This is a genomic window from Rhodococcus sp. 05-339-2, from assembly GCF_002258965.1.
Taxonomy (GTDB): Bacteria; Actinomycetota; Actinomycetes; order Mycobacteriales; family Mycobacteriaceae; genus Rhodococcoides.
The window spans coordinates 396,080-421,851 of record NZ_NOYW01000021.1; the positions used below are offsets into that span (position 1 = coordinate 396,080).

Here is a 25,772-nt window from a genome sequence, read left to right on the forward strand (position 1 = left end):
GCCGGTGGGGGAGGGAGGGCCGCTCGGGACTCTCGCGGATCCTCAGCCGTCGTGCTCAGGACAGCGAGCCCCGGCTGTGGGTCCGGATGGTGTCGGCAGACAAGAAAAGAGGGCGACACCGTTGCCGGTGTCGCCCTCTTTCGGACTCTGTCAGATGTCAGTGTTCTCTGTCGTTGTCACTTCGACCCGAAGCAATAGCAGCGTCCTCGTCCGCATGGAGTCCATTGCCGTTGCCGTTCGCGTGGCCATTGCCATTGGCATGGCCGTTCGAGTGGCCGTTGCCGTTCGAGTGACCGTTACCGTTCGCGTGGCCGTTGCCGTGAATGCCCGCCTGGTAGTTGCGGAGCATCGTGAGCTGCTCGTGTTCACCCTTGTGGAGGGCATCTTCGAGAGCCTTGCTCTGTGCCACCGGGTCCGGACTGAACAGCGATCCCGAGCCAGGCTTTCCGGCCGAGCCGAGCTTGTTCATCTTCTTCGGTACGGGTGCGCCCTGGTAGTCGAGGGGGATCGGGTGTCCGTGATCGTCGACCGGTCCGAGCGGCTGGTGGATTTCCACGTACTGGCCGTGCGGGAGGCGCTTGATGATTCCGGTTTCGATGCCGTGCTCGAGAACTGCCCGGTCACTGCGCTGCAATCCGATGCAGAATCGGTACGCGATGAAGTAGGCGAGCGGAGGCATGGTCAGAATTCCGATACGACCGATCCACGTCATCGCGTTGAGCGAGATGTCGAACTTGTACGCGATGAGGTCGTTGATGCACGAGAGCGTGAGGATCACGTAGAAGGTGAGAGCCATCGCGCCGATCGCGGTACGCACCGGAACGTCGCGGGGACGCTGCAACAGGTTGTGATGCGCAGTGTCTCCGGTGAGACGCTTCTCGATCCAGGGGTAGGCGATCATCACGGTGAAGACGAGACCCATGATCACTGCCACCCAGAACACTGCCGGGATGGTGTAGCGCCCAGCGATGTATATCTCCCAGGCAGGCCACAGTCGGGCCATGCCGTCGGTCCACATCAGGTAGAAGTCGGGCTGCACACCGGCCGACACTTGCGACGGGTTGTACGGTCCGAGATTCCAGATCGGGTTGATCTGGAGCAGTCCGCCCATTGCTGCCAGGATGCCGAAGGTGACGGCGAAGAAGGCACCGGACTTGACTGCGAAGACCGGGAGAATACGAACGCCGACGACGTTCTGTTCCGTGCGGCCCGGTCCGGGGAACTGGGTGTGCTTCTGGTACCAGACCAGAGCCAAGTGGGCCGCGATCAGGGCCAGGATGATTGCCGGCAGCAGAAGAACGTGAGCGACGTACAGGCGCGGGATGATGATCGTGCCGGGGAAGTCGCCGTCGAAGATGAGCCAGTGCATCCACGTACCGATGATCGGGATGCTCATCGTGATGCCACCCAGTGCGGCGCGGAGGCCGGTGCCGGAGAGCAGATCGTCGGGCAGCGAGTAGCCGAAGAAGCCCTCGAACATCGCGAGGATGAGCAACAGGCAGCCGATGACCCAGTTGGCCTCACGCGGGCGACGGAACGCGCCGGTGAAGAAGATGCGCATCATGTGCACGATGATCGAGGCGGCGAACATCAGAGCCGCCCAGTGGTGAATCTGTCGCATGAACAGACCGCCGCGAACCTCGAACGTGATGTCGAGAGCCGTTGCGTACGCCCTGGACATCGTCACACCGTTGAGCGGGGTGTACGCACCGTCGTACACGACCTCGCTGAGCGAGGGGTCGAAGAACAGGGTGAGGAACACGCCCGAGATCAGCAAGATCACGAAGCTGTACAGCGCGATCTCACCGAGCAGGAAGGACCAGTGGGTGGGGAACACCTTGTTGATCTGGCGCCGTAGCCCAGGTGCCAGGTGATAGCGACTGTCTACGCCGTCGGCCTGCTTGGCGGCGAGGTTTTGCAATGTACTCATGAGTCACGCTCCGGACGACGTTCCCAGAAGGCGGGTCCCAGTGCTTCGGTGAAGTCTCCCGAAGCGACGAGGAATCCCTCTTCGTTGACAGTGATGGGAAGTTGGGGCAGCGCACGCGCAGCCGGTCCGAAGATCGGCTTGCCGTACTCGAGCGCGTTGAACTGCGACTGGTGGCAAGGGCAGAGAATTCGGTTGGTCTGCTGCTCGTACAACGATGTCGGGCAACCCAGGTGCGTGCAGATCTTGGAGTAGGCGAAGTAATCGCCGTAGTTGAAGCTTTCTTGACCCTTGCGCTTGACGACGTTGCTGGCGGCGTCCGGGCGAAGGCGGATGAGCATGACCGAGTTGCGAACACCACGCAGGGATACGAGCAGGTCGTGCTCGCTCTCGCGATCCGCTTCGCGGAACGGGAAGACGGTCTCCATGGCACCAGCGTCCAAGTCCTCGGGCCGAACGAGAACGACATCTTCCGGTCGCCCGGTGTCTCGTCGGAGGTAGATGGTCTCTCCATCGTAGCGAGGAGTCCAGCCGGATACCCACAACGGCGAATCTTCGCCCTTCGCCCACGGGTTCTTGATCAGGCCGCCCAGGGGGAGAAGCGCCATCACACCGAGTGCGCCACCACCGAAGACCAGCGACCGCTTGATCACCTTGCGACGACCGATGGTCGACGTGTCGAGGGAGTCGCCCAGCTCCGCCACGAGCGTCTTGCGATCCGTCTCCGACGAACCGCCGTCGTGACGGTCCTGGATGGAGACCTCTTCGGGGATGAACTTCTTGGTGAACTGCACCGCGCCGACACCGACCGCGAGGATCGCCAGACCCATCGTTGCGCCGATGAGCGGGGTGTAGAGCGAGTAGGCAATGTAGTTCTCTTCGCCGATACCGGCGTACTGCCACGGCCAGAACAGGTAGATACCGATGAACGCGACCGCAGCGAGACCGGCGATCGAGAACCAGATGGCGACGCTGCGCTCGGCGCGCTTCTCGGCGCGGGTACCTTCCACTGCCCAACGGTTGCGGCGGAAAGCGACGTCGACACCGTCGAGGTTGGTGCCCAGTTTGACCAGGTCGTCGCGGCTGAGCGCGGCGAGTTCCTCGTCGGTGTACTTCTTGTCCGCGTTCACGCCTTCGGCACCGGGCGCATCCTTGCGTCCGGATTCGTCGTTGTTCGCGTCCTTACGGCCGGAATCGCCGTCGGTCATGATCTAGCTCCGATCCACAAAGTTGCTCCGACGACGGCGATGATGCCGACCGTCCAGATAGCGATCATCTCGGTACCGGGACCGAAGCCGCCGATGCTCCATCCGCCTGCGGGCAGCGTCTCGGTGGACGACTTGATGTAGGCGATGATGTCGGACTTCTCTTCCAGCGTCAGCTGGCGATCGGAGAACTTCGGCATGTTCTGAGGACCCGTGACCATCGCGGTGTAGATCTCCTGCTCGTTCGCGGGTCCGAGCGGGGGTGCGAACTTACCCGAGGAGAGAGCTCCGCCGAGGCCCGTGAAGTTGTGGCAGGAGGCGCAGTTGAGTCGGAACAACTCGCTTCCGCGTCCGATGTCGTCGCCGCGCAGTGACTCCTGAGCGATCTCGCCGTTCTCGTCGAGGATGACCGTCGGTCCGCCACCGTTGGCCTGGATGTAGGCACCGAGCGCGTCGATCTGCTTGTCGTTGAACTTCGGCGGCTTGCGCAGCGCCTGCGCCTCGTTGCGGACGGCAGGCATGCGGCCGCTCGACACCTGGAAGTAGACAGCCGCTTCGCCGACGCCGATGAGGCTCGGTCCGCGATCCTGAACACCCTGCAGGTTGGCTCCGTGGCACGTGACGCAGGACGTGTCGTAGAGCTGCTTGCCCTCGCGGATCAGCGCTGCCGAATCGGTATCGGCGGTCGCGACCTGCGGAGCCGGCGTCAGAGCCGAGGCGAGGAATCCTGCGCTCAGAAGGCCCATCATCAGAACGAGCGCACCGGTGATGCGTCGGCGCGTCTTACGCTGCCGTCTCGTCTTGGAGGCGGCGTTGTCGTCGGATGCTGCTGGGGGAGATGAACTCATCTTCTATCCCTTGTCGTGTCGGGACGGACCGAACGTCGGGGGCTGAATCCGTTCGCTCGTTATCTTTGGCGTGCTGACTGTCACTAGCGGATGAAGTAGATCGTTGCGAAGAGGGCAATCCAGACGATGTCGACGAAGTGCCAGTAGTACGAAACGACGATGGCGGCGGTGGCCTGTGCTGGCGTGAACTTGCTGACCAACGTTCTGGTGATCAGGAAGACGAAGGCGATGAGTCCGCCGATCACGTGCAGTCCGTGGAAGCCGGTCGTGATGTAGAAGACCGAGCCGTACACGCTGCTCGAGATCGTCGTGCCCTCGTGCACCAGGTGGTAGTACTCGTACGCCTGGCCGGCCACGAAAAACGTGCCCATCATCAGAGTGATGATGTACCAGCGGCGGAGTCCGAAGACGTCACCTCGCTCGGCGGCGAACACACCCAGCTGACAGGTGAACGACGATGCGATCAGCACCGCGGTCACCGGCACAGCGAGAGCGAGGTTCAGCTCCGTCGGCTCGGGCGGCCAGATTCCATTCGCCTGGGCGCGTGCGACGAAGTACATCGCAAACAGTCCGGCGAAGAACATGAGTTCACTCGACAGCCACACGATCGTGCCGACGCTGACCATATTGGGACGGTTCAGCGAGTGCACGCGTTGGGTGATTGCCGATCCTTGAGTCCCTACAGCGCTCGTCACAAAGAGAAGTATGACCCGTCGTAGTACGGAAGGCATATCCGGGTCCGCTCTTGGCGCGTCGTGTCGGAACGAATCCGGGTCCGTCCTTGTTCCCGTGCTGGTGAGAGCCCCTGTACGGGCCGGTAGGGTCCAGTCGTGCAAGGCTGGCCTCATGGCAAAGCGCACCGAGGGTGGATGGTTTCGGAGACTGTTCTCGCGATCGACGGCAGAACCTCTGGACCCCACCCGTGACGACCTCGTGACAGTGGCGAGTTGCTTCGACGATGCACAGGCGTGTTCGGCCGTGCTCGACGAAGCAGCGAGGACCCAGCCGGTGTGGACGGAATCGGCGGACGTGGTGCTCCGGCATCATCTGGTGTTGCCCTCGCACCAAGTCGAGGACGCTGCGGCGGTCGCGGCTCAGGACGGCTACGAGGTGGGACCGGTCGTCGATCTACCGGAGAGCTCCGGTTACCGCCCTCGGGTCGACGACGGCGTGCCTCTGGTACTGCAACGTGTTCAGGTGCTCGACGCCTTGCACTGCTCACAGGAGCGTTCTCGCATGGCCGGGCTCGCCCAGCGACGAGGGGGAGCGGTACTCGGGTGGGACGCACTGCAGCCTGCGCAGCCCGGGGCAGCCTCTGGCTAAGCTTCCACCGCACCGTACGGGTATCGACGGCAGAAGGGCACGGCACAACCACCATGACCGCACCGACCAGTGACGAGCAGCCGCGAACGTGGCGTCGAATTCTCGGAGCGTTGACCACGTACTCCGACCTGTCGAGCGCCGACACCGGTTGGGTGATGGACGAGATCATGTCCGACAACGCCACAGCCGCGCAGATCGCCGCCTTCGGTGTGGCGCTGAAGATGAAGGGCCCGACGCCTGCGGAACTTGAAGGTCTCGCCGAGTCGATGCTCTCGCACGCCCTTCTCGTCGAGACCGACCGTGACGCCGTCGACGTCGTCGGAACCGGCGGTGACGGAGCAGACACCGTGAACATCTCCACAATGGCCGCGATCGTCGTCGCCGCCAGTGGTGTTCGAGTGGTCAAACACGGCAACCGCGCAGCGTCGTCCAAGAGCGGAACGACCGATGTGCTCGAAGCGCTGGGAGTGCACGTGAACCTGGGCGCTGCCGGAGTCGCGTCGAGCGTCGAGCAGGTCGGTATCGGGTTCTGCTTCGCCCCGATCCATCACCCCGCGCTGCGTTTCTCCGGTCCCGCTCGCAAGGAGATCGGGATCCCGACGGCGTTCAATGTGCTGGGCCCGCTGACCAACCCCGGCCGCCCCCGCGCCGGACTGATCGGCTGCGCCTTCGAGAATCTTGTCCCCGTCGTCGCGGGCGTATTCGCCCAACGCGGCAGTTCGGTGCTCGTCGTGCGCGGTGACGACGGCCTCGACGAGATCACCCTGTCCACCACGACCACCGTGCACGTGGTGTCCGACGGGGCCGTCACGGTCGAGACCATCGACCCGGTCGACTACGGAATCGCCCGAGCGCCCATCGAAGCACTCAGAGGCGGAGACGCAGAATTCAACGCGGCCGTGGCGCACCGAGTGTTCGCCGGTGAACACGGCCCCGTCCGCGACGCAGTACTGCTCAACGCTGCCGCAGCAATGGCAGCGCACCACGGCGTATCCGACGACCTCCACGCCCGGATCGAAGCCGGATTGGTCACTGCCGCAAAGACAGTCGATTCAGGCGCGGCAGCACAGCTACTCGCCGACTGGGGTCGATGCACCACCGAACTCGCCGACTGACACCGAACGCACCTATTCGCCTATCGAGAACCCTGCATCGACATCGGCACTCGAATAGGACTGGAACGCAATGTGAGTGGTGGTGCTGCGCACGCCCCTCACTCGATTGATGTGCTTGGTGATGACCTCTGCGATCGAAGCATGATCGCGAACCTTGACGATGGCGATCAAATCGACATCCCCAGCACACGAATAGACCTCCGACACCCCGTCGACATCGGCGACGGCCTGCGCCGCCTCCGGAATCAGATCGGCCTCGGCGTCGATCAAGACGATGGCATTGATCATCTGTGCTCCTCCAGCATCTCGAGCTCGGTGTCCGACGCGAGCTACCCCCAAACCCTAGTGGCTGCCATATCCCGAGAGCCGTTCCGCAGGCTCCACTCCTGCCCACACTTGTCGTTCCGCAGGCTCCACTCCTGCCCCGAACGGTCGTTCCGCGGGCTCCACTCCTGCCCTCGCTGCTTCTCTCGCCGTCCGACACCACGACTCCCACGAACCCGCCGACCGTGCCGGGCTGCAGTACCCACTGCTCGTGCGCACGATCCGGACTCCGTCCGTGCGCAACCACGCCGCGATCAGTCCCACTTCTTCCGGCGACGCACCGCGAAGCGGCGTCGTATCGGGCAGCACCGTTTCGGCCGACGCGGTGATGGCATCGACGACAGGCATCGGATGCACTCCGCGCGGTGCGACGGCAGCGCCGGCCAGACGGCCGAAGCGCACCACGATCAACTCCCACCCGCCGTCGGCCGTTCGTTTCGCCGCAACGAGTTCGGCAATGGCGGCCACCGCCGCCGATCGGTGCATCCTGCGTAGTGCATCGACGGTGATCGCGATTCGATCACGCAGACGAGCGGCCGTCTCGAACAGCTCCTTGTCCGCGAGCTCGGCGACGCGGCGGCGCATGGAGTACAGCACGGCATCGTCCTGACCGCACACGAGCGCGAGAAACTGCCTCGGGGCGTCCGAGTACTCGTCGGCCGTCAACGGGCCGCACAGTGCCGCAGGGCAGCCTCCGACGTCTGTTGCCGGGCACTGGTCGCCGTGTCGAACCGAGCGCGCGAGTCGGCGAGTGCAGGTTCGCAGGCGGCAGAACTCGGCGACGAGCGCAGCGGCCTCTGCGGCGTCGCCGCGAACCGAGAACGGTCCGAGACTGTTCGGTGTCGGTGTGCGGACGATCGACAGGCGGGGGAACGCCTCGTCGGTCAGGGTGATCCACCACCCCTTCCTGGGGAACTTCGAGCGGCGGTTGTACGGCGGGACGTGCGCCGAGAGCAGACGTAACTCGCGGACCCCGGCTTCGAGCGCGTGCGCACACTCGACGTGGTCGACGCGAGTCGCCAGTGCGACCATCTCCTTCATCCGCCCTCTCGTCTCCGAACCGGTGAAGTAGTTGCGCACACGCCGCTTGAGGTTGTTGGACGTACCGACGTACAGCACCTCGTCGGACGGGCCGCGGAACAGATAGACGCCGGGCGTACCGGGAAGGTGAGCAGCCAGCCCGCGTTTGGCGCGCTGGCCGGCCGACACTGCGGGTAGGTAGTCGACCAACTCGGCGTAGCTGTGAACCCCCTGATTTCCCACCCGTTCGATGAGTCCGTGCAGAACGTCGACGGTCGCTCGGGCGTCGTCGAGCGCGCGGTGGGTGGGCCTGGTACCGGATCGGAACAGTGTGGAGAGCGCGGACAGCTTCACCGAAGGTGCCTCGTCGCGTGTCAGAACTCGTCGAGCCAGCTTGACCGTGCACAGCACCTGGAACCGCGGCCATGCGATGTCGAGACGACTGGCGGCGGCTCTGAGGAATCCCGTGTCGAAGCCGGCGTTGTGCGCCACCAGCACCGAACCGCGTGCGAACTCGAGGAAACCGGGAAGAACCCGTTCGATGCGCGGCGCGCCGATCAGCATCGCCGATGTGATGCCGGTCAGTTCCACGATGTACGGCGGGATGGATCTGCCCGGGTCGATCAGGGTGGCGAATTCGCCGAGAATTTCGCCGCCTCGTACCTTGACCGCGCCGATTTCGGTGATGGCCTCGGTGTCCGCGCTCCCGCCGGTGGTCTCGAGGTCGACGACGACGAACGTGGTCTCGTGCAGCGGGGTATCGAGTTCGTCGAACGTCAGCTGGATGGGCAGGCTCACCGCGACGACGTTAGGGCCGACCCCCGACAAGAACGTTCATGGTGCCGTCGAACGTCGCCGTGTCACGAAACCTGTCGGTGCTCGTCGCTATCTTTCGCTTCGTCGGCCGATTCGGCCGCCGGAAACCGCAAAGAGACAAGGATCACAATGATCATCGACTGCAGTGACTGCCTGGTCCGTGACATCGCCTGCGCGGACTGCGTCGTGACGGTGCTTCTGGGGGCTCCGGGGATGCCGTCGAGATCGGACGGTCGGTGGGTCGGGCCGCCGTCTCGTATCACTCTCGAGCAGGAAGAACTCGGTGCCATGGGTGTGCTCGCCGACGTCGGCCTCGTGCCCGCACTCAAGCTCGTTGTGAACGATGACGACACCGCCGAGGTTCCGTTGTTATCGACTCGTGACACACCGGGGGATCAGCGCGCCGGCTAGCGAGAATCGAGCCGAATCCGCTCGCCTCGGCGAGTTGGGGTCGACACGGGGGTATGCCATTTCGTAACCTTCCTGAGACCTTGCGGAGTCTCGCCAGTCCAAACCGGAGTGGCGTCGCAAGTCACCGCCTAATCGTTCACTCGCGAGAGTGTTCGTACCGGGAACCCGATATCTACTGGGGTGAATCCCGCTGAGCCACCACACGGTGGCCGGTGGGTAGGGCTGCTCTTCCCAGCCCGAACCCGTCAGCTAACTCGGTCGGCGGACGATAGGAAGAAACGGAGCACCATCTTTCGTGGCGTCACAACTTTCCAACCGATCATTGCGGCGTGTCCTCGTAGCCGGAGCGCTCACTGCAGGCGTGGTCATCCTTCCCGCTGCACCCGCAATGGCGGCCCCCCTCACCATTCCCGGCGTCGGAACCTTCGAGATTCCTGACATCCCGGGCCTCCCTCCCCTCAACATCCCGGGTGTGCCTGCACCGGGTGCGCCGTTGGCACCCCAGGTCACCCCGGCAGCAAAGGCCGTTCAGGCCGCTGAGTCCAAGATCGGAGCACCGTACGTGTACGGCGCTTCGGGTCCGGATTCGTTCGACTGCTCGGGCCTCGTCCAGTGGGCGTACAAGCAGGCCGGCATCAGCCTGCCCCGTACCAGCTACGACCAGGCGGCCGCGGGCACTCCGGTCTCGCGCGACAGCCTGGTTCCCGGCGACGTCGTGTCGTTCTACGGCGGCTCGCACTCGGGTATCTACGTCGGCAACGGCAATGTCGTGCATGCATCCACCTCCGGCGTGCCGGTCAAGGTTGCTCCGCTTGCCTCGATGCCGTTCGACGGTGCTCGCCGTTACTGATTCGAGCGAGCGACGTCCGCTGTGATCGACCGACAGGGTCGAGCCGTCCATCGGCTCGGCCCTGTCGTCGTATCTGGACACCGGCCGCGCGACACGCCGGTCCGGTGGACAGGGAAGCCCCCAGTTCGTAATCTGATCGAGACCTGGTCGATGTTTACTTTGTGACCTGTCACCTCGAATCCCCATCGATTTCGGGCCGTGTTCACGTCCGCGCCCGCAAGAGCATGGGTATGGTTCGGTTTCGGTCCACTTTTCCAACCGTTGCCTCGCTCGAGGCAACACGTGTGAGGACGGAGAGTCGCTTTCCGTGGCCCTATCGAGATCTACCCGAGCGTTGCGGCTGGCCCGCAACTCGGTGGTTGCTGTCGCACTGACCGCGTGCATGGTCGTGGTCCCGATGACGACGGCGACCGCGCAGCCGGGATTCGACTCGGCGTCCGACGCGCAGACCGAACTCGCCGAGCTCTCTCGCCAGTCCGAGCAAACCAACGAAGCTCTGCACAACGCGCAGATCGATCTCGACGCCAAGAACCAGCAGCAACTCGACGCACAGGTCGCCGTCGACCGGAGTCGTGCCGCACTGGAGGCAGCGCAGGCGCAGTTGGCGCAGCTCAAACCGGCCATGGACAAGGTCGCCAACGTCAATTACCAGGGTGCGCGGACCAATCGACTGTTCGCCGTGATGGTCAGCGATTCGCCGCAACAGTTGCTCGACCAGATGTCTGCACTGGACGTGATCTCTGCCGATACCGCCGACCAGGTCGCTCGATTCAAGCAGGCGAGCTCGGATGCCGTGACGGCCGAGAAGGCCGCAACGACGGCCGCCGACCAGGCACGTGTCGCCGCCGAACAGGCCAAGGCCGTCAGCGACGACCTTCAGGCCAAGCAGAGTGAGCTGCAGGGTCAGATAGCCGAGGTCATGGCTGCCTACAGTGCGCTCTCGTCCTCCGAGCAGTTGGCTCTGGCCGGATCGGCCCTGCCAGAAGGATTCGATCCCACCACGATTCTGCAGAATCTGACGCCGGGATCGGGTGCCAGTGCGTTGCAGGCCGGCCTGACGCAGATCGGCAAGCCGTATGTCTGGGGCGGCACCGGTCCGGACGGCTTCGACTGCTCCGGTTTGGTCGTGTGGGCCTACAAGCAGGTGGGCAAGACATTGCCGCGGTCGAGTCAGGCACAGGCAGCGGGCGGAACGCCGGTGGATCAGAAAGATCTGCAGCCGGGCGACGTCGTCCTGTTCTACCCGGACATCTCTCACGTCGGGATCTATGCCGGGAACGGCAACGTGCTGCATGCCTCCACCTTCGGTGTTCCTGTGAAGGTTCAGTCGATGGCATCGTTCCCGTACTACGGGGCGCGTCGATACTGAGGTGCGCCTCGACGATCGACGAACGCCCGCATGAGTGGCTCGAACCGGCGCTCCGGATTGCGTGTTCTCGCCCGATCGCTGCGAGTGCGGTTGCTCGCCGTCGTGCTCGTGGCCGCGGTGGCCGTCTCGGTCGTCCTAGTTCACCGATTCGACAGCACGTCCAGCGCAGGTACTGCCGACTCGACAGTCGCGGGAAACCCGCCGACCTACGATCAGCAGCGTCGCGCCGAGGTGACCGTTCTCCTGGACCAGTGGGCCCGTGCGGTTCGCTCCGGCGATCTCGATGCACTGCGGGAGTCGATGGATCCTCTGGCCGCCCCCGACTTCGTGGAGGCGCAGGTGCGCCGGGCCGCAGTGGTGCCGGGCGTGCCCTTCTCCGAGTTCGACTACGAGTTGGGTGACGAGCCCGAAACTCCGGTGCCGCCGCAGATCGCCGAGGCGCTGGATTCGACCGACGTCTGGGCACCGGCGGTGTATCTGAAGTACGCGGTCGCCGGGCCGGACGCGTCGCCGACGCGTCGGCCGGTCTCATTGGTGGTAGCCGAGCGGGACGGTCGATGGCGGCTGGTCGACGACGCGGACCTGACCGAATACCGACGCCACACCTGGCGTGGGCCGTGGGATTACGGGCCCTTGAAGGTGCGCTCGGTGCCCACCGCAGCCGGGACATCGGTGGTCATGGGGCATCCGGACCGCGAGCAGTTCGTCGAGAGCCTGGCCGCCGAACTTCCGTCGGCAACCGCGGCCGTCACCGACTTCTGGGGGGACGATTGGGCGCGCGACGGGCTGGTGTTCGTCGCGTCCTCCGCGGAGGAGTTCGCCGAACTGACGGGGTCCGCGCCGTCCACCGAGGTGGCCGCAGTGACGGTGTCCGACGCGGTGGTGGGCGACGGCTCCCGTCCGACGGGTCAGCGGGTGGTGTTCGGTCCCGACGCCGCGACGCGGTTGACGCCCTTCACCGTGCGCTCGGTTCTGCGCCACGAGTTGACCCACGTGGCGGCGAGGGCGAAGACGTCCGACGGTACCGAGTTGTGGGTGTCGGAAGGGTTCGCCGACTATTCCGGGTATCGAAATTCCGGTGCCGAGTTCGTGCAACTCGCCCCCACTCTCGCGGCGATCGTGGCGGCGGGCGGGCCGCCGACGGTGCTGCCGAAGAACGAGGACTTCGGTGCAGGCGGGGCCAGATCGAGTGTGGCCTACGAATCGGCGTGGTCGGTGTTCGCATTCGTGGCCGACAGATTCGGGGAGTCGAGGCTGCGCACCCTGTACGAGTCGCTCGCCTCCGACAGCTCCACCGATTCTGTCTTCGCGTCGGTGTTGGGAACGAGCCGCGCACAGTTCGTCGCCTCGTGGGGCGACTGGGTGGCTCGCCAGGCCGGCTGAGACGGGGCGCTACGGTTGTCGCCATGCGTCGTACTCTGCTCGTGACGAACGACTTTCCTCCTCGCCCGGGTGGTATTCAGTCCTATCTCCACAGCTTCGCCTCGCAACTGCCGGCCGACGAGCTGGTGGTGTACGCACCGCGGTGGCGGGGCGACTCGCACGAGAAGTTCGATGCCGCGCAGCCTTTCGAGGTGATCAGGCATCCGACGACCCTGATGTTGCCGACTCCGCTCGTCGCGCGTCGCGCAGCTCGAATCCTGAAGTCCCGAGGCTGCGATTCCGTGTGGTTCGGTGCGTCGGCTCCGTTGGCGGTGATGTCGTCGTACCTGCGCAAGGCCGGGGCCGATCGCATCGTGGCCAGTACGCACGGTCACGAGGTCGGTTGGTCGATGGTGCCGGGCGGGCGTGCGACCCTGCGCACGATCGGCGAGAACACCGACGTGGTGACCTACGTCAGCAAGTACACCCGGGGGCGCTTCAGCTCGGCGTTCGGGCGGACTGCCGCCCTCGAACACCTACCGCCCGGTGTCGACACCGATCGCTTCGTGCCCGACGACGCGGCGCGAGCTGAACTTCGCGCGCGCTACGGCCTCGGTGATCGCCCCACCGTTCTGTGCCTGTCCCGGCTCGTTCCGCGCAAAGGGCAGGATTTCCTGATCCGCGCGCTTCCGGGGATCCGCCGGGCCGTCGACGGAGCGGTCCTGGTCATCGTCGGCGGCGGACCCTACGAGAAGACCCTGCGCGAGCTCGTTCGATCCACCGGAATGGAGCAACACGTGGTGTTCACCGGCACCGTGCCGTCGGCGGAGCTCGCCGCCCACCACACCATCGCCGACGTGTTCGCGATGCCGAGCCGCACCCGAGGTGCCGGTCTCGATGTCGAAGGTCTCGGCATCGTCTACCTCGAAGCGTCGTCCTGCGGCGTACCGGTCGTCGCGGGCATGTCCGGGGGTGCGCCGGAAGCGGTGCAGCACAACAAGACCGGTGTCGTCGTCGACGGGACGTCGATCTCGGAGATCACGGACGCGATCGTGCGAATCCTGTCCGATCGCACGCTGGCCACGCAGATGGGCAATGCCGGCCGCGCGTGGGTGGACGCGGAATGGCGCTGGGACGTGCTGACCGAGAAGCTGCGGTCGCTGATCTGACGCGCGTCATCGCGATGCGGTGCACCTACCGGGCGTAGATCGATTCGATCTCGTCGGCGTAGGCGGCGGTGATGACGTTTCGCTTGAGCTTCATGGTGGGAGTCAGCTCACCGCTCTCCTCCGAGAAGTCGTGGGGGAGGAGTCGGTACTTCTTGATCGACTCTGCATGCGAGACGGACTTGTTCGCGTCGGCAACGGCGGCGTCGATCTCCGCGACGAGTTCGGGGTCGGTCTGCAGATCGGCTGCGGTGGCGTCGGCGGCCTTGCCGTGGGAGGACTTCCAGCGATCGAACGCATCCGGATCGAGGGTGATGAGCGCACCGATGAAGGGCTTCTGATCGCCTACGACGACGGCCTGGCTGATCAGCGCACCCGCCCGCAGTTGGTCTTCCAGTCCGGCCGGTGAGACGTTCTTGCCTCCGGCGGTGACGATCAGTTCCTTCTTGCGACCCGAGATCGTGATGTACCCGTCTTCGTCGACCGAACCGAGGTCTCCGGTGCGGAACCAGCCGTCGTCCAGCGACTCGGCGGTCGCGACCTCGTTGCGCCAGTAGCCGTCGAACACGACCGGTCCGCGGAGTTGGATCTCGCCGTCCTCGGCGATGCGCACGGTGTTGCCGGGCAGTGGACGCCCGACGCTGCCCACGCGCTGGAAGCCGATGGTGTTGACCGCGAACGCCGCGGTGGTTTCGGTCAGGCCGTAGCCCTCGTAGATCGTCACGCCGATGCCCCTGTAGAAGTGGCCGAGACGGGAACCGAGAGGCGCTCCGCCGGAGATCGCGAGTTCGCACTTACCGCCGAGCGCTGCCCGCAGTTTGCCGTAGACCAACTTGTCGAACACGGTGTGCTTGGCGCGCAACACGATTCCCGGTCCACCGGTGTCCTGCGCCTCACTCCACGCCACTGCGCATTCGGTGGCGAGGTCGAAGATCTTGCCTTTGCCGTCGGCGTGCGCCTTCTGTTTGGCGGTGTTGAAGACCTTCTCGAACACTCGAGGCACCGAGAGGATGAAGTCCGGTTGGAACGTACCGAACGTCGCGACGAGGTTCGGGATGTCGTTGGTGTGGCCGAGCGTGACTCCGGCATCGAACGACGCGATGCTCACTGCGCGGGCGAGGACATGCGCGAGCGGCAGGAACATCAGGGTGCTGCGGCCCTGCCTCATCAGTGATTTCAGCGAGGTCTCGCGAATGCCGAGTGATTCGGCGAGCAGATTGGCATGGGTCAGTTGGACGCCCTTGGGACGACCGGTGGTTCCGGAGGTGTAGATCAATGTGGCCGGGTCGGACGAGGCGAGTGTCGAAACACGTTGATGTACCTGATCTTCGGTGATCTCGGATCCGCCGTCGGTCAGGGCCTGCACGGCGTCGGACCCGGCGGAGTTCTCGATCACGAACGTCTGCCGCACCGACGGCGCAGCTGCCACAACGGTTTTCGTTTCCTGCACGTGTGCGTCGTTCTCGAGTATCAGCAGGACGGGCTCGGCGTCTTCGAGGATCCATTCCACCTGCCCGGCGGAGGAGGTCTCGTAGATCGGCACCGTGACACCGCCTGCGGCCCAGATCGCGTAGTCGAGAACCGACCACTCGAATCGCGTCGACGACATCAGGGCGACGCGATCGCCCTGCTCGATGCCGGCGGCGATGAGGCCCTGTGCCACTCCGACCACCAGTTGTTCGAACTCGGCGGCGGTGACGTCGAGCCACTGCCCATCGACCTGGCGGCGGAACACTGTCGCGTCCGGTGAGTTACGGGCGCGGACGAAGACGGTGTCGACAGCCGAGTCGGTGTCCGCGATGTCGTATTTTGCGGCGACGGTGAACTCGCGCACGGGATTACCTCCGGATAGAACGGGGAGAACGAAAGTCGATAGCTCGGCTTCACAGATACTCTAGACCCGGGCTCGCGGCATCGAAATGCGCCCGGAGTGGAGCCCGCAGGAACGACCCGGAAAAAGGGGGGGTGGAGCCTGCAGGAACGACCCGGGAAGAGGGGACGCGCACGGCCGGGGAACCGATGTGTGAAGCTCTGTCGATGAGCAGTATTCAAGTTGCGGATCAGACGTTCGTGGCCGCCTCGGGCGAGCGGGTTGCGCATGCGTTCGCATCGCCCGCTCGGTGGCGTCGATGGTGGCCGGATCTGAACCTGACCGTCACCGAGGACCGGGGCGAGAAGGGGATCCGCTGGGCGGTGCGCGGTGGTGTGGTCGGAACGATGGAACTGTGGCTCGAGCCTGCGCTCGACGGTGTGATCGTGCATTACTTCCTGCATGCCGAACCTGCCGCAGGCACCGACGTCGCGGCGCACCAGCATGCCCGTCGGGTGGCCGGACGCGCGATGACGTTCGAGCTCAAACGAGAGCTCGAGGCCGGTCGGTCTGCAGGTGAGGCACCCCACCACGTAGCGTCGACTTCGGCTCGTGAATGAACCGCGCGGTACGGTCGGCCGGTTCGCGTTGTGCGGCGGCGGATCGATCGTGTGAGATAGGCCTGCGCGAGTTCGACGGCACCGAAGCAAACCGAGCTGATCGAAGTACCCGAGCTGATCGAAGTACCCGAGAGGAAGCGGACCAGTAGTCATGGCGGAGAAAACCCAGAGGTCGATCGTCGTCGAAGCCCCACCGAGTCGGGTCATGGACGTCATCGCCGATTTCGACGCGTACCCCACGTGGGTGTCGGCCGCGAAATCCGTCGAGGTCCTCGAGGTCGACGAGGACGGCCGTGGCAAGCGCGTCAAGTTCGTGCTCGATGCGGGAATGGTCAAGGACACCTACGAACTCGAGTACGACTGGGCGGCAGACGGCAGTTCGGTCTCGTGGAATCTCGTGTCCGGTGAGATGCAGAAGTCTCAGAACGGCTCGTACACGTTGAAGGAGACCGGCGGCGGCACCGACGTGACGTACGAGCTCACCGTCGATCTGAACATCCCGATGATCGGTCTGTTCAAGCGCAAAGCAGAAAAGGTCATCACCGACACCGCGCTCAAGGAATTGAAGAAGCGGGTCGAAGGCTGACCGACGCTCGCACCGAAGCCCGCACCACGGTGTTGCTGTTCCTCGGCAAAGGTGGCGCGGGTAAGACGACGTTGGCGGCTGCGTCGGGTCTGCGACTGGCTCGGGCCGGTGAACGGGTGCTGATCGCCTCCGTCGACCAGGCGCACTCGCTCGCCGACGCATTCGCGGGGGACGCAGAGGCCGAGGATTCGTCCGGTGTTCGTTCGATCGCTCCTGGTCTCGACATCGTCGAGATCGATACGTTGGCGTTGCTCGAAGCGCGGTACCGGGGGCTGGGCTCGTTGATGGCCGTGGCGTCCGCGGGACACGAGCACGGGGTGAGTTTCGGGGCGATCGAACCGGAGGAGCTGCTCGGTCTTCCCGGAGTCGAAGAGCTGCTCGGTATGCACGAGATCGTCCGTCTCGCCGACGAGAATCGCTGGGACACAGTGATAGTCGATCTTCCCGCATCCGCGGATGCCCTGCGGACGCTGCAGCTGCCCGATACCGTCGCCGCGTACGTCGAGCGGATCTGGCCCCTGCATGCTCGGATGGTCTCGGGCACCGGCTCCGATGTACGTCTGACCCTCGTGGTGGCGATGATCGAGCGAATCCTCGCTCAGGTCGGCTCCGTCCGGTCCCTGATCACCGACTCCGCTCGTACCGGGGCGACCGTCGTCGTCACCGCCGAAAAGCTGTCGGTCGTCGACGCGGAGAGAACACTGTCGGCGGCTGCTCTGCTCGGCATCAGAATCGATCGTGTTCTGGTCAACAGAATCCTGCCGAAGCTCACCGCGTCGTCGATCGGTCTCGTGGGCGCTCACCCGGCGGTGTTCTGGTTCGAGAGGTGGCGGGCGGCGCAGCTCGACGCGGTCGCCGAGCTGCGTCGACGCGTCGGTACGGTACCGATCGTGGAGGTGGAGCACGCTCCCGGTGAACCGGTAGGGTTGGGGCCCTTGCAAGATGTGGCCGATCGCCTCGAACCGGACTCCCTCGAACGGCGCGCGCCGGGCTGGGGTGAGCAGCCTTCGGTGGTGCTCGAGTCGGGTACCGGACTCGAATCCGTGTACGCGATGAGAATGCTGCTGCCGGTGGCGGATTCGACGACCTTGGGCTTGGGGCGAGTGGAGGACGACTTGATAGTCAGTGCCGACGGGAGGCGACGGCGCATCACATTGGCGTCGGTGCTGCGTCGGTGCATCGCCGACTCCGCCGAACTCGACGGACCGTTCCTGGTTGTGCGTTTTCGCCCGAACCCCGACGTGTGGCCACTGTGACTTCTACGACCTCTACGACCCCGACGGCCGGGGTGATTCGATGACCTCGGAGCATTCCGAGCTGGGGGCGGATCTGCTGGCCCTGGCGGACACCGTGCTGACGCGACTCGAGCCGATCCTGCGCCGGGTCGCCGAGACGCAGCAGGATCGTGACCAACAGGGATGCAGTTGGTGCCCGGTCTGCGCGCTCGCGGCCCTGGTGCGCGGTGAGCGCCACGATCTGGTCGAGCTCGTGGCCTCCGAGAGCGCCGTGGTGATCGCGCTGTTGCGTCAGTTGCTCGCAGATCACACGACCTCCGGGGCTCCGCATTCTGCGACGCAGGCTCCCACCGAGTCGCGGTCACCCGAGGCCGCGGCCGAATCCGGACCCGGCAGTGCCGACATGCCCTCGGACCCGGCAGAGGTCGCGGACGTGTCGATCGACACGAAACTGCAGGATGCCCGCCCCGCGTCGTTCGTTCCGATTACCGTTCGAGTGAAGAATTCGCAGTCGGACGAGCGGGAGCGTCCGTGAGCGGAGCGACTCGGGTGCAGGCCGCGTGGGGGACGGCCGAGGAAGGCATGAACGAATGAAGCGGCACCACCAGCGATTGACGGTCGGCATCGACGTGGGCGGGACGAGCCTGCGCGCGTCGGTCGTCGACGAGGACGGTCAGGTACTCGACTCGACTGCCGCTCCTACCCCGCACACTGCTCGCGCCCTCGAACGCGGTCTCGACCGCGCCGTGCAGGAACTGGCCGGGCGACACGACATCGCGGCCGTAGGGCTCGCCGTCGCCGGGTTCATCGACTCCGATCGCACGACGGTTCTCTTCGCCCCGCATCTGCCGTGGGTGAACACCCCCGTGGCGACGGAGATGAGCATGCGCATCGGTCTGCCGGTCCTGCTCGAGCACGACGCCAATTCTGCGGCTTGGGCCGAGTATCGCTTCGGTGCCGCGGCCGGTGGTCGCAACGTGGTGATGGTGGCCATCGGTACCGGCATCGGTGCTGCGCTGCTGATCGACGGCAGGATCTATCGGGGCAGCCACGGGGTGGCACCGGAACTCGGTCACATCCAGGTCGTGCCGGACGGCCGGGCATGCCCCTGCGGCAAGCGCGGCTGCTGGGAGCGGTACTGCAGCGGCACCGCTCTGGTGGACACGGCAGTCGAGTTACTGGCGGCGGACCCGGCGTCGTCGACAACCCTGGCACGCGAGGTGTTCCTCGACCCGGGGTCTCTGACCGGCCGCCGCATCGCCGGCGCTGCGCACGAGGGCGACTCCATCGCCCGCCGCACGATGGAAGACTTCGCGCAATGGCTCGGCGTCGGGCTCTCGATGGTCAGCGACGTGTACGACCCCGATCTGATCGTGTTGGCCGGTGGAGTGGCGACGTCGTCGAGTCAGTTCCTGGCCCGCGCGACCGACAAGTACGCCGAGCTGGTGACCGGTGCGGGCCATCGGCCTCTCGCGCGGATTCGCAGTACTCAACTCGGTGAGGCAGCGGGCATGATCGGGGCCGCGGAGTTGGCCCGTGCGCAGTTCGTCACCGGGGTTCGGTGACTGTTCTTCGCCCGCTTCCTGTGACCTCTGTCCCGGGTTCGGAGATGATGTGGCTGGTGTCATAAACCGTGGGTACAGTTCACTACGCGGCACGGTTCGAGGAGGCACGGCCGCAGTCGATTCGCTCCAGGGCGAGGCGGCACCAAACGATTTCCCGACCATCTTCAGGGAGCATGTCAATGTGGTACTGGCTGGTTAAGTACATTTTCGTCGGCCCCCTTCTCATCGCCCTGGGTCGGCCCACGATCGAGGGTGCGGAGAACATCCCGACGGAGGGTCCGGTCATTCTGGCCAGCAACCACAAGGCCGTTCTCGATTCCTTCTATCTCCCACTCAAGACGCCCAGGCGCATCACCTTCCTCGCCAAGAGCGAGTACTTCACCGGACCGGGTCTCAAGGGTGCGTTCCAGAAGTGGTTCTTCACCGCGGTCGGTCAGGTGCCGATCGATCGCACCGGAGCCGACGCGGCACAGGACGCTCTCAACGCAGGTGTGCGCGTGATCGAAGCAGGCAAGGTTCTGGGTATCTACCCCGAGGGCACGCGGTCGCCCGACGCGCGGCTGTACAAGGGTAAGACCGGGATGGCGCGTCTGGCACTGCAGACCGGGGTCCAGGTGATCCCGGTTGCGATGATCGGTACCGAGAAGATGAACCCGATCGGTTCGCGAGTGTGGCGTCCGGCGAAGGTCACCATCCGAATCGGAAAGCCCATCGACTTCTCTCGCTTCGAAGGTATGGCCGGCAACCGTTTCGTCGAGCGTGCCGTCACCGACGAGGTGATGTACGACCTGATGTTGCTCTCCGGTCAGGAGTACGTGGACGTGTACGCCGCGTCTCTGAAGAAGGCTGCACCCGCGGCGGAGTCGGCTCCGACCGCGCAGCGTATTCCGGATTCCAAGGCCAGCTGAATCTGCCGGCTCGCTCCGCAATCAGGGTGCGGGACGGGTGTCGGCCTTCGTATCGGTTCGGTCGGTCCACCCGATCGCAGCAAGCGCGACGATCGACGCGAGAGCCCACCACACGTAGCCCGAGGCCGCGAACTGATCCACGAGCGGCCAGCCGAGGCCGCTCCATCGGCCCTCGCCGAGCTTCCAGTGCGGCGGGTAGAGCATCAACGCCAGCCCGACGGCCACCAGGGTCGCCAGCAGCGCACTGCGGCGGCGATAACCGAGAACGGCGAGCACAACGGTGAACGGGATGGCCCACACCCAGTGGTGTGACCACGAGACCGGCGACACCAGCAGACCGAACATGGCGTTGATCGTCAGCGCCAGCGCAGTCTCGCCTGCGGCAAAAGCTTTCCGCATCGCCACCGCCGCGATGGCGAGCACCACCACCGACAACGCGAGCCACAGGATCGATCGGGGCACTTCGTCCAACCCGAGCCGTGCGAGCACTCCTGTGATCGACTGGTTGGGTGGGTAGGCCGGGCCGCCGATTCGGTCGGAATCGACGATCGTCTCGGTCCAGTACCTCACCGAGTCGGACCACGTGAGCGCGAAACCGATCGCGGTGAAGACCGCAAAACTCAGTACCGACACCACCGCTGCTCGAAAGTCCTTGCGCAACAGAAAGAACAGTACGAACACCGCGGGCGTGAGTTTGACGGCGGCCACGAGACCGATCAGCACACCTCGGGGCCACGGCGTCTTCTTCGGTAGGCAGTCCAGTGCAACGAACGCCATCAGCACGATGTTGATCTGCCCGTAGTTCAGCGTCGAGGTGACCGGCTCCAGTACGAGCACGGCCACCGCGAACGCGGCACCTGCAGACCACCACATCAGTGCGCGAGGGCGTACCCCGAGCGAGGTGAGAGTGACCACGATCGTCACCAGCAGCAAGAGCATGGACAGCACGGTGACCGCGATCGAGGCGGCGTACAACGACACCGACGACAGTGGGCTGAAGATCGCCGCGGCGATCGGGGGATAGGTGAACGGCAGCGTGGTACCGGTCGCGATCGGAGGCAGTTGACCGTAGAGATCCCCGCCCTCGGCGAACACCTGACCGCCGAGTCGATACACGTCCAGATCCAGTCGGTAGTGCTCACCGATCGGACGTAGACCCGGGAAGCCGTTGAGATGGAACAGCACGCCCACAACGGCACCGATCAGGACCAGGACCCTGCTCGACGCCACCGCCCAACTCGGCCACCGGCGTCGCGTCGGCGCGGCAGGCTCCGGTGCTTCGGCGACCGGACGGTTGGTGTCGGGCGAGGTCACAACGTTCCCTTTCAGGGCTGTTCGGATCGGGGCTACCGGTACGTGGGGGGCGTGTCCAGGACGCGCTAGGGTGAGCCGCGTGCGCTACTTCTACGACACAGAGTTCATCGAGGATGGTCGCACAATCGAGTTGGTCTCGATCGGTGTGGTGTCGGAGGACGGTCGCGAGTTCTATGCGGTGTCCTCCGAGTTCGACCCCGAGCGCGCCGGCCGCTGGGTTCGACGCAACGTACTTCCCAAGTTGCCACCGTACTCGTCGCCGCTGTGGATGAGCCGGTCGCGAATCCGGGACGAACTGCTCGAATTTCTCGTTCCGCACTACGGTGCCGAGGTCGAACTGTGGGCGTGGGTTGCGGCGTACGACCATGTGGCGCTCTGCCAGCTGTGGGGCTCGATGACCGAGTTGCCGCGTTCGCTGCCGCGGTTCACTCGTGAGCTGCGCCAGCACTGGGAGGATCGCGGCAGTCCCGAGCTGCCGTCGGTGCCGGACGACGCTCATGACGCCCTCGCCGACGCGCGGCACAATCTGGCGAAGTTCCAGGCGATCGAGGAGCACTCCTACCGCGGGTGAACACCCGTTGTCCTGCGGCTTCGGCGGTGCGAATATCCTGTAGCGGTGAACTGGACTGTCGACGTACCCATCGATCGCTTGCCCGACCTGCCGCCGTTGTCGCCGACGCTGCGCTCTCGATTGGACGATGCGTTGGCCAAGCCGGCTGCGCAGCAGCCGCAGTGGGATCCCGAGCATGCTGCCGACATGCGCAAGGTGCTCGAGAGCGTTCCTCCGATCACCGTCGCCGGTGAGGTGGAGGCGTTGTCGGACAAGCTCGCTGCCGTCGCTCGCGGTGAGGCGTTCCTGCTCCAGGGAGGCGACTGCGCCGAGACGTTCGTCGACAACACCGAGCCGCACATCAAGGGCAACATCCGCACGCTGCTGCAGATGGCGGTGGTGCTCACCTACGGCGCGAGCATGCCGGTGGTCAAGGTCGCCCGTATCGCCGGGCAGTACGCCAAGCCGCGTTCGTCGAACATCGACGCTCTCGGTCTGCAGTCCTACCGCGGCGACATGATCAACTCCCTCGTCGCCGACGAGAGCGTCCGCGGCCACGATCCGTCGCGACTGGTGCGCGCGTACGCCAATGCGAGCGCGGCGATGAATCTGGTCCGCGCGCTCACCGGTGCGGGCATGGCCGACCTGCACAAGGTGCACGACTGGAACCGCGAGTTCGTCGCTCAGTCGCCCGCCGGTGCGCGCTACGAGGCGCTCGCGGGGGAGATCGACCGCGGACTGCGGTTCATGGATGCCTGCGGCGTCTCGGACCCCAATCTGCACACCGCGCAGATCTTCGCCAGCCACGAAGCGCTCGTTCTCGATTACGAGCGTGCGATGCTGCGCCTGGACAACACCGACGATCACCCCAAGCTGTACGACCTGTCCGCGCACTTCCTGTGGATCGGCGACCGCACCCGCCAGCTCGACGGGGCGCACATCGCGCTGGCCGAGCTGATCTCCAACCCGATCGGTCTCAAGATCGGGCCCACGACCACGCCCGAGATGGCCGTCGAGTACGTCGAGCGTCTCGACCCCACCAACAAGCCGGGCCGTCTGACGCTGATCTCACGCATGGGCAACGGCAAGGTGCGCGACATCCTGCCCGCGATCATCGAGAAGGTTCAGGCCACCGGCCACCAGGTCATCTGGCAGTGCGACCCGATGCACGGCAACACCCACGAGGCGTCGACCGGCTACAAGACGCGGCACTTCGACCGCATCGTCGACGAGGTGCAGGGGTTCTTCGAGGTCCACAACGGCCTCGGAACGCATCCGGGCGGAATTCACGTCGAACTGACCGGCGACAACGTCACCGAGTGCCTCGGCGGTGCCCAGGACATCTCGGATCTCGACCTCGCCGGTCGGTACGAGACGGCCTGCGACCCGCGGCTGAACACGCAGCAGAGCATCGAACTGGCATTCCTCGTCGCCGAGATGCTTCGCGACTGATCAGGGCAGCGAGACGACCTTGACCTCGGAGCCCGGTTCCACGCGAGAACCGGCTCCGGGGCTCTGGCTGATGACCAGAGATCCGTCGGTGTCCACCACCTGACGGACGTCGATGGGCAGGCCCAATGTTTCGAGGGTGGTCCGGGCCGAGCCCACCGACCGGCCGAGCAGCGACGGCACGGTGACGGCATTGGACACCTCGAGCACCGCGGTCGACCCGGATCTCACCTTCTCGCCGGCTTCCGGCGTCGTCCCGATCGCCTTTCCGCCGTCGGTGTCCTCGTCGAAGGTCTCTCGAACCTCGCCGACGGTGATGCCGACCGATTCCAGCGTCGTTCGGGCCTGGTCCACGCTCTGCCCACGTACGTCGGGTACCTCGACCGGCGGCGCGCCTTTGCTGCGTAGGACCGTGACCGAGCTGCCGGTGGTCAGGACCGTGCCCGGAGGTGGGTCCAGTGCCGCGACTCCGCCGATCGGTGCGGAGGTACTGAAGGCCTCGCCGCCGTCGACGGGTGTGAAAGTCCGGTCTCGCAATTGCTGTTCCATGTCTTCGACGGATGCGTCCGCGTCGATGGATGGAACCGTGGGGCTACCCAAGGACACCAGGAGAAACACTGTGTCGCCCTTGGCAATTCGCGATCCGCCGGTGGGGTCGGTGCCGATGAGAAGATCGGTGTCCACCGAGTCGGAGTAGGTTCCGCGCACCGCGGCTTCGAGGCCGGCCGCCTCCACGGCGCTGGTCGCACCGGTGGTGTCGAGCCCGTCCACCATCGGGACAGCTGTGTATCGCCCGGAGCCCATCCACCAACCGCCGAAGCCGACCAAGACGGCGAGCAGGGCGACGACGAGGAGCCAGATGACGATCGCGCGGCGCGATCGTTGGCGATCGGCGTCGAAGTCGGGGAACTCGTAGTGCCGTCGGCCGGTCGGGAGTGGCCCTGGCGGCGGCCCGTCGAACGGTTCCTGGCTGTCATCGACGCCTCGGGACGTGGGCGAGGTGACCACCCGGGTGTGCTGCACCCCGTGTTGCTGGGGCGGGGGCGGAGGATTGTCCACGACCTGGGTGCGAGCGGACGGCGGACGGTTGCCTGCCACCGTCGTCGGTGCTCCGGCCGCGGCCGAGCTCAGGTGCTCGGCCGAGCGTTTGGGTGCGGGCACGCGATACTCGGGCAGCGCGAGCGCCGACGCGGCAGCGCGCAGGGCACGGGCCATGTCGTCGGCATTGCGGTACCGGTGCTCCGGGTCGCGGACGGTGGCCCGTTGGACCACCTCGTCGAACTGCGGGTGAACGCCGGCGATGAGGGTGGAGGGGCGCGGTACGTCGTTGTCGATGCGCTGGTAGGCGATGGACAGTGAGGTGTCGCCGGTGAACGGTGTGCGTCCGGTCAGAAGCTCGAACAACACGACACCGACGCCGTACACGTCGCTGCTCGCGGACGCGGAGCCGGTGGTGACCTGCTCGGGAGACAGGTACGCGGCGGTGCCCAGAATCACACTGCTCGACGTCACGGTGGAGGCAGCGATGGCCCGGACGAGACCGAAGTCGGCGATCTTCACGTCGCCGTCGTCGCTGATCAGGATGTTCTCGGGTTTGATGTCGCGGTGCACGAGGCCGGCTCGGTGGGCGACGGCGAGTGCGTCGAGGACCGGGCGAACGACGGCCGCTGCAGCGTGCGGAGGCATCGGACCGCGCTCGCGCAGCAGTTCACGCAGAGTTCCGCCCTCGACGAGTTCCATGACGAGGAAGGCGTGTTCGCCGTCGCGCCCGTGGTCGTAGACGGCGACGAGGCCCGGGTGGCTGAGCCTGGCCACGGCACGTGCCTCGAACTCGAAGCGCTGCACGAACTGGGGGTCCTCGGCGAACTTCGGGTCCATGATCTTCACCGCCACGGGGCGGTCGAGCCTGGTGTCGAGTCCGCGGTAGACCGTCGACATACCGCCGCGCGCGATCGGTGCGTCTATTCGGTATCGACGATCGAGCATCGAACCCGGTATC

Annotated in this window: 24 protein-coding genes and 1 riboswitch; of the genes, 15 read left to right on the forward strand and 9 right to left on the reverse strand. The window is 65.5% G+C overall.

From position 1 onward, the window contains the following. Window positions 1–157: 157 nt before the first annotated feature. The 4 genes from qcrB to ctaE form a co-directional block, all read right to left on the reverse strand. Window positions 158–1,930: a cytochrome bc1 complex cytochrome b subunit gene (gene qcrB, locus CH273_RS26375; RefSeq protein WP_032394412.1), complete on the reverse strand. Its 1,773-nt coding sequence runs from the start codon at window positions 1,928–1,930 to the stop codon at window positions 158–160. After that, window positions 1,927–3,135 carry a cytochrome bc1 complex Rieske iron-sulfur subunit gene (gene qcrA, locus CH273_RS26380; RefSeq protein ID WP_230596647.1) on the reverse strand — a complete coding sequence of 403 codons (1,209 nt, stop codon included), beginning with the start codon at window positions 3,133–3,135 and terminating at the stop codon, window positions 1,927–1,929. Before qcrA ends, qcrB begins: the two co-directional genes overlap by 4 nt. Further along, a complete protein-coding gene (gene qcrC / locus CH273_RS26385; RefSeq protein ID WP_032394411.1) occupies window positions 3,132–3,980 on the reverse strand; it encodes a cytochrome bc1 complex diheme cytochrome c subunit in 849 nt (282 codons plus the stop codon). Before qcrC ends, qcrA begins: the two co-directional genes overlap by 4 nt. A gap of 83 nt (window positions 3,981–4,063) precedes the next feature. Further along, window positions 4,064–4,675 (reverse strand): aa3-type cytochrome oxidase subunit III, encoded by a 612-nt coding sequence (gene ctaE / locus CH273_RS26390; RefSeq protein ID WP_032394410.1) that lies wholly within the window; start codon window positions 4,673–4,675, stop codon window positions 4,064–4,066. Between the two features lie 151 nt (window positions 4,676–4,826). Here ctaE and CH273_RS26395 point away from each other — a divergent pair, with 151 nt between their 5' ends. Then, complete coding sequence (locus CH273_RS26395; protein ID WP_032394409.1) at window positions 4,827–5,303, forward strand: hypothetical protein; 477 nt, start codon at window positions 4,827–4,829, stop codon at window positions 5,301–5,303. Between the two features lie 53 nt (window positions 5,304–5,356). Further along, window positions 5,357–6,418: an anthranilate phosphoribosyltransferase gene (gene trpD / locus CH273_RS26400; protein WP_032394408.1), complete on the forward strand. Its 1,062-nt coding sequence runs from the start codon at window positions 5,357–5,359 to the stop codon at window positions 6,416–6,418. A gap of 12 nt (window positions 6,419–6,430) precedes the next feature. Here trpD and CH273_RS26405 read toward each other — a convergent pair whose 3' ends face one another. Both CH273_RS26405 and CH273_RS26410 read right to left on the reverse strand, forming a co-directional pair. Next, window positions 6,431–6,706 carry an Lrp/AsnC family transcriptional regulator gene (locus tag CH273_RS26405; protein WP_027497377.1) on the reverse strand — a complete coding sequence of 92 codons (276 nt, stop codon included), beginning with the start codon at window positions 6,704–6,706 and terminating at the stop codon, window positions 6,431–6,433. A 54-nt stretch (window positions 6,707–6,760) separates the two neighbouring features. Next, the gene (locus CH273_RS26410; protein WP_082322389.1) at window positions 6,761–8,560 is read right to left on the reverse strand and encodes a DEDD exonuclease domain-containing protein; all 1,800 of its coding nucleotides are present in this window, start codon (window positions 8,558–8,560) and stop codon (window positions 6,761–6,763) included. A 147-nt stretch (window positions 8,561–8,707) separates the two neighbouring features. Between CH273_RS26410 and CH273_RS26415 the strand changes: the two genes are divergently transcribed. The 5 genes from CH273_RS26415 (at window position 8,708) to CH273_RS26435 (ending at window position 13,739) form a co-directional block, all read left to right on the forward strand. After that, complete coding sequence (locus CH273_RS26415; RefSeq protein WP_032394407.1) at window positions 8,708–8,989, forward strand: hypothetical protein; 282 nt, start codon at window positions 8,708–8,710, stop codon at window positions 8,987–8,989. Window positions 8,990–9,104: 115 nt separating this feature from the next. After that, window positions 9,105–9,268, forward strand: a riboswitch (cyclic di-AMP (ydaO/yuaA leader). A gap of 16 nt (window positions 9,269–9,284) precedes the next feature. Beyond that, window positions 9,285–9,839, forward strand: a complete 555-nt coding sequence (locus CH273_RS26420) for a C40 family peptidase (RefSeq protein ID WP_032394406.1) — start codon at window positions 9,285–9,287, stop codon at window positions 9,837–9,839. Between the two features lie 382 nt (window positions 9,840–10,221). Further along, window positions 10,222–11,208, forward strand: coding sequence for an NlpC/P60 family protein (locus tag CH273_RS26425; RefSeq protein ID WP_218829591.1), 987 nt, complete (start codon window positions 10,222–10,224; stop codon window positions 11,206–11,208). Window positions 11,209–11,238: 30 nt separating this feature from the next. Continuing rightward, entirely contained in the window at window positions 11,239–12,591 is a 1,353-nt protein-coding gene (locus CH273_RS26430) for a hypothetical protein (RefSeq protein WP_094638092.1), read from the forward strand. Window positions 12,592–12,614: 23 nt separating this feature from the next. Next, complete coding sequence (locus tag CH273_RS26435; protein WP_032394404.1) at window positions 12,615–13,739, forward strand: glycosyltransferase family 4 protein; 1,125 nt, start codon at window positions 12,615–12,617, stop codon at window positions 13,737–13,739. 25 nt (window positions 13,740–13,764) lie between these two features. Here the strand turns inward: CH273_RS26435 and CH273_RS26440 are convergent, their stop codons facing one another. Next, window positions 13,765–15,570, reverse strand: a complete 1,806-nt coding sequence (locus tag CH273_RS26440) for an AMP-dependent synthetase/ligase (protein ID WP_032394403.1) — start codon at window positions 15,568–15,570, stop codon at window positions 13,765–13,767. 203 nt (window positions 15,571–15,773) lie between these two features. Between CH273_RS26440 and CH273_RS26445 the strand changes: the two genes are divergently transcribed. From CH273_RS26445 to CH273_RS26470, 6 genes are all read left to right on the forward strand, one after another. Continuing rightward, complete coding sequence (locus CH273_RS26445; RefSeq protein ID WP_082322388.1) at window positions 15,774–16,166, forward strand: polyketide cyclase / dehydrase and lipid transport; 393 nt, start codon at window positions 15,774–15,776, stop codon at window positions 16,164–16,166. A 151-nt stretch (window positions 16,167–16,317) separates the two neighbouring features. Then, window positions 16,318–16,752, forward strand: a complete 435-nt coding sequence (locus CH273_RS26450) for an SRPBCC family protein (protein WP_032394401.1) — start codon at window positions 16,318–16,320, stop codon at window positions 16,750–16,752. 29 nt (window positions 16,753–16,781) lie between these two features. Next, window positions 16,782–18,008, forward strand: a complete 1,227-nt coding sequence (locus CH273_RS26455; RefSeq protein WP_032394400.1) for an ArsA family ATPase — start codon at window positions 16,782–16,784, stop codon at window positions 18,006–18,008. A 40-nt stretch (window positions 18,009–18,048) separates the two neighbouring features. Further along, window positions 18,049–18,522, forward strand: coding sequence for a hypothetical protein (locus tag CH273_RS26460; protein WP_032394399.1), 474 nt, complete (start codon window positions 18,049–18,051; stop codon window positions 18,520–18,522). A gap of 55 nt (window positions 18,523–18,577) precedes the next feature. Beyond that, window positions 18,578–19,552: an ROK family protein gene (locus CH273_RS26465; RefSeq protein WP_032394398.1), complete on the forward strand. Its 975-nt coding sequence runs from the start codon at window positions 18,578–18,580 to the stop codon at window positions 19,550–19,552. A 179-nt stretch (window positions 19,553–19,731) separates the two neighbouring features. Beyond that, a complete protein-coding gene (locus CH273_RS26470) occupies window positions 19,732–20,460 on the forward strand; it encodes a lysophospholipid acyltransferase family protein (RefSeq protein WP_032394397.1) in 729 nt (242 codons plus the stop codon). A gap of 21 nt (window positions 20,461–20,481) precedes the next feature. Here CH273_RS26470 and CH273_RS26475 read toward each other — a convergent pair whose 3' ends face one another. Further along, complete coding sequence (locus CH273_RS26475) at window positions 20,482–21,774, reverse strand: glycosyltransferase 87 family protein (protein WP_052049325.1); 1,293 nt, start codon at window positions 21,772–21,774, stop codon at window positions 20,482–20,484. 79 nt (window positions 21,775–21,853) lie between these two features. On the opposite strand from CH273_RS26475, the gene CH273_RS26480 reads away from it, so the two are divergent. Both CH273_RS26480 and CH273_RS26485 read left to right on the forward strand, forming a co-directional pair. Further along, entirely contained in the window at window positions 21,854–22,345 is a 492-nt protein-coding gene (locus CH273_RS26480; RefSeq protein ID WP_032394707.1) for a polyadenylate-specific 3'-exoribonuclease AS, read from the forward strand. A 45-nt stretch (window positions 22,346–22,390) separates the two neighbouring features. Beyond that, window positions 22,391–23,776 carry a class II 3-deoxy-7-phosphoheptulonate synthase gene (locus tag CH273_RS26485; protein ID WP_032394396.1) on the forward strand — a complete coding sequence of 462 codons (1,386 nt, stop codon included), beginning with the start codon at window positions 22,391–22,393 and terminating at the stop codon, window positions 23,774–23,776. Here the strand turns inward: CH273_RS26485 and pknB are convergent, their stop codons facing one another. Further along, window positions 23,777–25,759: a Stk1 family PASTA domain-containing Ser/Thr kinase gene (pknB, locus tag CH273_RS26490; RefSeq protein ID WP_052049324.1), complete on the reverse strand. Its 1,983-nt coding sequence runs from the start codon at window positions 25,757–25,759 to the stop codon at window positions 23,777–23,779. It abuts the gene before it with no gap. Window positions 25,760–25,772: the final 13 nt, after the last annotated feature.

Excerpts from the sequence above, each read along its gene's own strand:
- CH273_RS26425 (WP_218829591.1), top strand. The coding sequence starts at position 10,222 with ATGGTCGTGGTCCCGATGACGACGGCGACCGCGCAGCCGGGATTCGAC.
- CH273_RS26405 (WP_027497377.1), bottom strand. The coding sequence starts at position 6,706 with ATGATCAATGCCATCGTCTTGATCGACGCCGAGGCCGATCTGATTCCG.
- CH273_RS26415 (WP_032394407.1), top strand. The coding sequence starts at position 8,708 with ATGATCATCGACTGCAGTGACTGCCTGGTCCGTGACATCGCCTGCGCG.
- qcrB (WP_032394412.1), bottom strand. The coding sequence starts at position 1,930 with ATGAGTACATTGCAAAACCTCGCCGCCAAGCAGGCCGACGGCGTAGAC.
- CH273_RS26445 (WP_082322388.1), top strand. The coding sequence starts at position 15,774 with ATGAGCAGTATTCAAGTTGCGGATCAGACGTTCGTGGCCGCCTCGGGC.
- pknB (WP_052049324.1), bottom strand. The coding sequence starts at position 25,759 with ATGCTCGATCGTCGATACCGAATAGACGCACCGATCGCGCGCGGCGGT.
- CH273_RS26435 (WP_032394404.1), top strand. The coding sequence starts at position 12,615 with ATGCGTCGTACTCTGCTCGTGACGAACGACTTTCCTCCTCGCCCGGGT.
- CH273_RS26430 (WP_094638092.1), top strand. The coding sequence starts at position 11,239 with ATGAGTGGCTCGAACCGGCGCTCCGGATTGCGTGTTCTCGCCCGATCG.
- CH273_RS26465 (WP_032394398.1), top strand. The coding sequence starts at position 18,578 with ATGAAGCGGCACCACCAGCGATTGACGGTCGGCATCGACGTGGGCGGG.
- CH273_RS26395 (WP_032394409.1), top strand. The coding sequence starts at position 4,827 with ATGGCAAAGCGCACCGAGGGTGGATGGTTTCGGAGACTGTTCTCGCGA.
- CH273_RS26450 (WP_032394401.1), top strand. The coding sequence starts at position 16,318 with ATGGCGGAGAAAACCCAGAGGTCGATCGTCGTCGAAGCCCCACCGAGT.
- qcrC (WP_032394411.1), bottom strand. The coding sequence starts at position 3,980 with ATGAGTTCATCTCCCCCAGCAGCATCCGACGACAACGCCGCCTCCAAG.
- qcrA (WP_230596647.1), bottom strand. The coding sequence starts at position 3,135 with ATGACCGACGGCGATTCCGGCCGTAAGGACGCGAACAACGACGAATCC.
- trpD (WP_032394408.1), top strand. The coding sequence starts at position 5,357 with ATGACCGCACCGACCAGTGACGAGCAGCCGCGAACGTGGCGTCGAATT.
- CH273_RS26470 (WP_032394397.1), top strand. The coding sequence starts at position 19,732 with ATGTGGTACTGGCTGGTTAAGTACATTTTCGTCGGCCCCCTTCTCATC.
- CH273_RS26460 (WP_032394399.1), top strand. The coding sequence starts at position 18,049 with ATGACCTCGGAGCATTCCGAGCTGGGGGCGGATCTGCTGGCCCTGGCG.